This is a genomic window from Muribaculum sp. (assembly GCF_029051885.1).
Classification (GTDB): Bacteria; Bacteroidota; Bacteroidia; order Bacteroidales; family Muribaculaceae; genus Muribaculum.
Genome location: NZ_JAIDKI010000042.1, coordinates 1 through 7,003, shown reverse-complemented (window position 1 = coordinate 7,003; position 7,003 = coordinate 1). Strand labels below are relative to the sequence as shown.

At 51.1% G+C, this 7,003-nt stretch carries 6 protein-coding genes; 4 read left to right on the top strand and 2 right to left on the bottom strand.

Annotated elements, in window-relative coordinates:
• Nucleotides 1–113: 113 nt before the first annotated feature.
• On the bottom strand, nt 114–1,439 hold the full coding sequence (gene nhaD, locus K2I50_RS01955; protein ID WP_301024570.1) for a sodium:proton antiporter NhaD: 1,326 nt from the start codon (nt 1,437–1,439) through the stop codon (nt 114–116).
• Between the two features lie 163 nt (nt 1,440–1,602).
• On the opposite strand from nhaD, the gene rlmD reads away from it, so the two are divergent.
• On the top strand, nt 1,603–3,015 hold the full coding sequence (gene rlmD / locus K2I50_RS01950; RefSeq protein ID WP_301024569.1) for a 23S rRNA (uracil(1939)-C(5))-methyltransferase RlmD: 1,413 nt from the start codon (nt 1,603–1,605) through the stop codon (nt 3,013–3,015).
• 114 nt (nt 3,016–3,129) lie between these two features.
• Here rlmD and K2I50_RS01945 read toward each other — a convergent pair whose 3' ends face one another.
• A complete protein-coding gene (locus tag K2I50_RS01945; RefSeq protein WP_301024568.1) occupies nt 3,130–3,615 on the bottom strand; it encodes a CYTH domain-containing protein in 486 nt (161 codons plus the stop codon).
• A 153-nt stretch (nt 3,616–3,768) separates the two neighbouring features.
• Here K2I50_RS01945 and K2I50_RS01940 point away from each other — a divergent pair, with 153 nt between their 5' ends.
• The 3 genes from K2I50_RS01940 to K2I50_RS01930 form a co-directional block, all read left to right on the top strand.
• Nucleotides 3,769–5,745 (top strand): DNA topoisomerase IV subunit B, encoded by a 1,977-nt coding sequence (locus K2I50_RS01940; RefSeq protein WP_301024567.1) that lies wholly within the window; start codon nt 3,769–3,771, stop codon nt 5,743–5,745.
• Nucleotides 5,726–6,220 carry a pantetheine-phosphate adenylyltransferase gene (coaD, locus tag K2I50_RS01935; protein ID WP_301024566.1) on the top strand — a complete coding sequence of 165 codons (495 nt, stop codon included), beginning with the start codon at nt 5,726–5,728 and terminating at the stop codon, nt 6,218–6,220. The genes K2I50_RS01940 and coaD overlap by 20 nt, the downstream gene beginning before the upstream one ends.
• A 145-nt stretch (nt 6,221–6,365) precedes the next feature.
• On the top strand, nt 6,366–7,003 hold a 638-nt coding region (locus K2I50_RS01930; RefSeq protein WP_301024565.1), incomplete at its 3' end, for a S41 family peptidase.

Here is a 7,003-nt window from a genome sequence, read left to right as displayed (position 1 = left end):
TGAGCCGACCGTTTCGACAGTATGACACATCGCACGTCAGGCGTTGCTGCGGATAGGCCGCGCAACGCCTGACGTTATAAGTAAGTCGTAAAAATTATTACTTATATAGACTATCAGATATGTATTACAAAAGTCTCAAGCCATATCATCACCATACCGGCGATATAGCCAAGGAAAGCCATCCATGTGATACGCTTCATATACCACATAAACGGGATTTTCTCAATGCCCATGGCCACAACTCCGGCTGCCGACCCGATAATGAGCATCGAGCCTCCGACGCCGGCGCAGAAAGTAAGCAGGTGCCAGAACAGCCCATCCTCGACAAACGCCATCATATACGACGGGTCGGCCGACGCCTGAATCATGGCTTCAGTAGCTACGGGATACATGTTCATGCATGCGGCCACAAGGGGTACATTGTCGACAATCGACGACAGCACACCGATAATGCCGTTGATGATGTAGGGCTGATGTATCGCCTCATTGAGCCATGTGGCCAGAGCGGTGAGTATCTTTGCCTCCTGAAGCGCGGCCACAGCCATAAGGATGCCGAGGAAAAATAGGATTGTAGGCATGTCAATCGACTTCAGAGCGCCGGAAATACGGCCTTCAATCTTGCCGTCGAGATTGTAATGACGCACCACAAGTTCGGTTATGAGCCACAACACACTGAGCGAAATCAGGATTCCCATATACGGGGGCAGCCCTGTCATCGCCTTGAACATCGGCACAAAAAGCAGACCTCCTACACCACATATAAGGATGAGTATCGAGAGATTGTGATGCTCCTTGGAGATTTCGTAGCCCACACGCTGGTCCTGAGCGTTAAGAGCCTCGACGGGTGCAGGCTGTATCTGGCGCGAAGCAAGGAACACGGGAATTACGACTGATACGATACACGGCACCAGAAGATTTACGATAAGGTCGACCGAGCTTACATAATTCTTCATCCAGAGCATGATTGTCGTGATGTCTCCGATAGGCGACCATGCTCCGCCACTGTTTGCCGCTATCACGATAACGCAGGCAAATAGCCAGCGCTCTTTCTGGTCGCGCAGCATACGGCGCAACATCATCACCATGATGATAGTAGTGGTCATATTATCGAGGATACTCGACATGAAGAAAGCGACGAGAGCAAGCACCCACATAAGCCCGCGCTTGTTTTCAGCCCGAATATGCTTGACTATTATATGAAAGCCTCCATAACGGTCGATCAATTCAACGATAGTCATGGCTCCAATAAGAAACACGACAATCTCACAGGTGTCTCCAAGGGCAACGACAAGGTCGTGGGATGTGGCCGGGTCATGAGTGGCAAGTGCATATATCGCCCACAGGACTCCACACATAAGGAGCGCGAATGTCGCCTTGTTGATGTGAATCACATGCTCGAAAGCAATAAGCAGGTAGCCTATCACAAAGACTACTAACATAAGTGTTACCATACCAAAATACTGATTAATATTGTCTGCAAATAATCGCCCTCCCCGCTACAAGCCGCCATAATTCGGGAGTAAAAAAGGAAATGGGCAAAGCAAGTGCAAAAGTAGCGATAAAATTCATTAATTTTGCAAAAAATTTTCGCATAAGAAACAGATGTCAAGAAAACGCAAGGAGCTCCCGGTACTGGAGCATATAGAGATAGCCGATGTCGCCGCCGAAGGCAATGCCCTCGCCCGTGTCGACGGACTGGTTGTATTCGTGCCGTTTGCCGCACCCGGCGATATTGCCGACATAAAGTTGCTGAAAAAGCGCAAAAGCTATGCCGACGGCCGTATAGAGCGCCTGATTACTCCCGGAGAAATCCGTGTGGCGCCTCGCTGCGACCATTTTACAATATGCGGAGGGTGCCGCTGGCAACATCTCCCCTACTCCTTTCAGCTGCAATGCAAGCAGCGCCAGGTAGAGGATGCCATACAGCGCATAGCCAAAGTTGAAGCTCCGGAAATCAACCCGATTCTCGGCTCTTCCGAAATATGGGAGTACCGCAATAAAATGGAGTACACATTCTCCAACAAAAAATGGCTGACACGCCAGCAACTCGAATCGGGCGAAGAGTTCACCGACCGTGACGGTGCCGGATTCCACATTCCCGGCGCATTTGACAAGGTACTCGACATCGAGTGCTGCCACCTGCAGGACAATCTGGGCAACCGTCTGCGCAACTTTATCCGCGATTTCGGCCGCTCCAACGGATATACATTCTACGACCTGCGTCAGCAGCAGGGCCTGCTTCGCAACCTGATGGTGCGCATCGCATCGACAGGCGAGGTGATGGCTCTGATGCAGTTTGGCGAAGATGACCACGAGAAAATCGACACCCTGCTAAGTGCGGTAGCATCCGAATTCCCCGAAATCACATCGCTGCTCTATGTCATCAACACCAAGGTCAACGACACCATCGGCGACCAAACCGTAGTGACATTCGCAGGCCGTGATTATATCGAAGAAGAGATGGAGGGACTGAGATTCCGCATCGGGCCGAAATCGTTCTATCAGACCAACTCGCGCCAGGCTTACGAGCTCTACAAAGTAGCCAGAAATTTTGCCGGGCTGTCGGGCAATGAACTCGTCTACGACCTCTATACCGGCACAGGCACCATAGCCAATTTCGTGGCAAAAGACTCCCGAAAGGTAATAGGCATCGAATATGTGGCCGAAGCCATCGAGGACGCAAAGGTCAACTCGGCAGCCAACGGCATCGAGAATACCGAATTCTTCGCAGGCGACATGAAAGATGTGCTCACCGACGAATTTATCGAAATCCACGGACGTCCGGAGGTAATGATTGTAGACCCTCCACGTGCGGGCATGCATGAAGATGTGGTAGGAGTGATACTCAATGCCGAACCGGAACGCATAGTATACGTAAGCTGCAATCCGGCCACACAGGCGCGCGACCTCGCGATGCTCGACACCAAGTACCGCATCGAAGAAATACAGCCGGTAGACATGTTCCCGCATACCGCCCATGTAGAGAATGTAGTGAAACTGGTAAAGCGGAGCTGACCTGTCAATCTACTCGACAACATACACTACGCCCCTGCCAGGTGTCGATTACCGGGCAGGGGCGTAGTGTATGTTGTCGAGTTTCCTTACGGATATTAAGGAGGATTGCTTTCTTCACACCAGACGGCCGTCGACCACACGCAGATTGTCGACAGAGGCCATCACCGAGTTATAGTACCGCGTATTGCCGGTGACCTCCTTGCCTACAAAGTCGGGCATCGTCACCTCCTCATTTTCATCCGACAGTTCTACTTCAGCGACAACAAGCCCCTCGTAGTGACCGTGGAATTCGTCGACTTCCCATACGTGCCCGTCATGAGGCACCTTATAGCGCTCCTTGTCGATTACAGACCCTACCGCACAGCGTTCAAGCATACGCATGGCATCGTCGACAGGAATCTCATATTCCCACTCGTCACGCACGGAGCCGATATTGGCGCCCTTGACAGTAAGGTAGGCATTGTCGCCACACAGCCGCACTCTTATCGTGGCCCTTATATCAGCCGCGAGATATCCCTGCATAATACGCGTACTGCCGACAGCCATATGCCGGTAATCATGATTCTTTACCAAAAATTTGCGCTCTATTTCTACAGCCATAATCGATGCTTTTTAAGAATTTGAGTAAACCCTAAAGGCAAATATAGCTCATTTTTAGATAGGCGGGGCTACATTGTGGTATTTTTTTATTAAATTTGTGAATTGATTAGGCAGGTATGATTCTATTACCTGCATTTTTAACTATCAGACAGAATGGCATCCACCAACTCAGAACAACAATATACTACTCCACAACTTCCCGACGAGGCTACTGAAGCCAACGAACCGCAACTGCCATCAAACTACACCGGCGACGACATCAAGACACTCGACTGGCGCGAGCACATACGCCTGCGCCCGGGTATGTATATCGGCAGCCTTGGCGACGGCTCGCAAAGCGACGACGGCGTATACGTGCTGCTCAAAGAAGTGCTCGACAACGCAATCGACGAGTATATGATGGGATTCGGAAAGCATATTGAAGTCACAGTGACCGATACCACCATCAGCGTGAGAGACTTCGGGCGCGGCATCCCTCTTGACAAAATCGTAGATGTCAGCTCAAAGATGAATACCGGCGCGAAATATGACTCAAAGGCGTTTAAGAAGTCGGTAGGCCTCAACGGTGTAGGTATCAAGGCGGTAAATGCACTCTCGACCGACTTCTATATCCAGAGCTGGCGCGACGGCATGACCCACGCTGTCGACTACAAACGTGCGGAAATCGTAAGCGACAGCCAGGTAGAGGCTTCCGACCAGCCCAACGGCACACTGGTGCGCTTCACTCCCGATGCCACCATCTTCCGCGACTACCGCTACCATGAGGAGTATATCGTGCGTCTGATCAAGAACTATACTTTCCTCAACACCGGTCTGTCGATATTCCTCAACGGCAAGCGCTACTATTCGCGCAACGGACTGCTCGACCTGCTGAAAGAGAACATGACGCAGGACCCTCTTTATCCGATAATCCATCTGCGCAGCGATGACATCGAATGTGTGCTCACCCATACAAAGCAGTTTGGCGAAGAGTATTATTCATTTGTCAACGGCCAGCATACCACACAGGGCGGCTCGCACCTCACCGCCTTCCGCGAAGCGCTGTCACGCACAATCAAGGAGCATTTCGGAAAAAATTTCGAATACTCCGACATAAGAGGAGGTATCGTGGCCGCCATATCGGTAAAGATAGAAGAGCCGGTGTTTGACTCGCAGGCAAAAATCAAACTCACGTCGCGCGACATGGGCCCCAATGGTCCGAGCGTGGCAAAATTCATAGGCGATTTCGTAAAAAAGGAACTCGACAATTACCTGCACATCAATCTTGACACAGCCGACATACTCCTTAAGAAGATACAGCAGAACGAAAAGGAGCGCAAGGCAATGGCCGGTGTCACAAAGGCTGTGCGCGAGAAAGCGAAAAAAATAGCCCTGCACAACAAGAAACTGCTCGACTGCCGTGTAAACCTCAGCGATACCAAGTGCGACGAAGAGCGCAAAAACGCCTCGTCGATATTCATAACCGAGGGCGACTCGGCCGCCGGCTCAATAACAAAGATAAGGAATGTTGACACCCAGGCTGTATTCTCACTGCGAGGCAAGCCGCTCAACACCTATGGCATGCCGCTGGCCGATGTCTATAAAAACGACGAGTTCGCACTGCTGCGTGCGGCCCTCAACATCGAGGACAGCATCGACGACCTGCGCTACAACAATGTGATTATAGCCACGGATGCCGATGTCGACGGAATGCACATACGCCTGCTGCTGCTCACATACTTCCTGCAATTTTTCCCCGAACTGATCAAGAAAGGGCATGTATATGTATTGCAGACCCCGCTGTTCAGAGTAAGGAACAAGAATGTAAACCGCAGGCGCGGCGCAGCCAAAGGGAAGAAAAATTCCGCTGCCGACGAAACCTACTACTGCTACAGCGAGGAGGAGCGTGTAGCAGCTATCGCCCGACTCGGCAACAATGCCGAGATAACCCGATTCAAAGGACTCGGGGAGATTTCACCTGAGGAGTTCCGCGGATTTATCGGCCCCGACATGCGTCTCGACCTCGTGACACTGCGTAAGGAGGATGCCGTAGGCGAACTGCTTGAGTTCTATATGGGCAAAAACACCTCCGAACGACAGAATTTCATCATTGACAACCTTGTAGTAGAAGATGACTCCCAAATATCATGAGCGCATAGCTCTATATCCGGGCACATTCGACCCATTCACCATCGGCCACCTGTCGATAATCAACAGAGGTCTTGAATTATTTGACCGCATAATAGTGGCCGTGGGCATAAATGACTCCAAACGATGCTACCGTCCGACAGCCGAACGGGTGGAACACATAAGAGACGTGATGGCCGACGAACCGCGTGTAGAGGTGACGAGCTACGACGGACTTACTGTCGACGTAGCCGCCCGCCACGGAGCACATTTCATACTTCGCGGCGTGCGTACTGTTGCCGACTATGAGTACGAGCGCAACCTTGCTTACGCCAACCGGCGTATCTCGGGAATCGAGACAGTGTTGCTGTACACTCTGCCCGAGCTGCAATATGTAAGCTCGACCATGGTACGCGACCTCGACCGTTGCGGCTACGACATTAGCCAGTTTGTGCCAAAAGCTCCCGGTGGCGAACACTCCGGTACAGATATACATTAATATAATAGTGCAAGGTTCGTGACAATTATTGCAGAACCGCCACATGGCACATAGAACACAAACTTCACTAATTGCCGGACGCAAACTTATAACTATTGTCAATTTCCTGATGAGACACTTTTTGTTAAACATACTCTCTGCGGCAATGCTGGCAGCGACATTCATACCGTCGGCCGCACAGATGACATCACTGCCGGCCAACCGTAAACTCCAGATTGCGGAGGACCTTATCTCGCACTATTACGTGGAACCTGTCGACAGGGACACAATAGTCGACGAGGCCATACGCGCCATGCTCAAGACCCTCGACCCTCATTCAGCCTATTCAACCCCCGAAGAGACCAAAGAACTCAACGAGCCGCTCAACGGCAACTTCTCCGGAGTAGGCATATCATTCAATATGGCATCGGATACGCTTTATGTGATATCCACCATATCGGGGGGACCCTCCGAACGCGTGGGAATACTGCCAGGCGACAGAATAATCGAAGTCGACGACACGATTATCGCAGGTGTGAAAATGAAGAATTCCGACGTGATGCGCAGACTGCGCGGCCCTAAAGGCTCACGCGTCGATGTCAAGGTTATGCGCCAGAATGTGCCTGGACTGATTGACTTTTCTATCACCCGTGCCGATATACCCATATACAGTGTCGACGCAAGCTACATGGCCGACCCCACAACGGGATATATACGTATCTCGCGCTTTGCCGAGCAGACACCGAATGAATTCTTGGAAGCACTTGAAAAACTGAAAAAGGAGGGGATGAAAAATCTCAACAT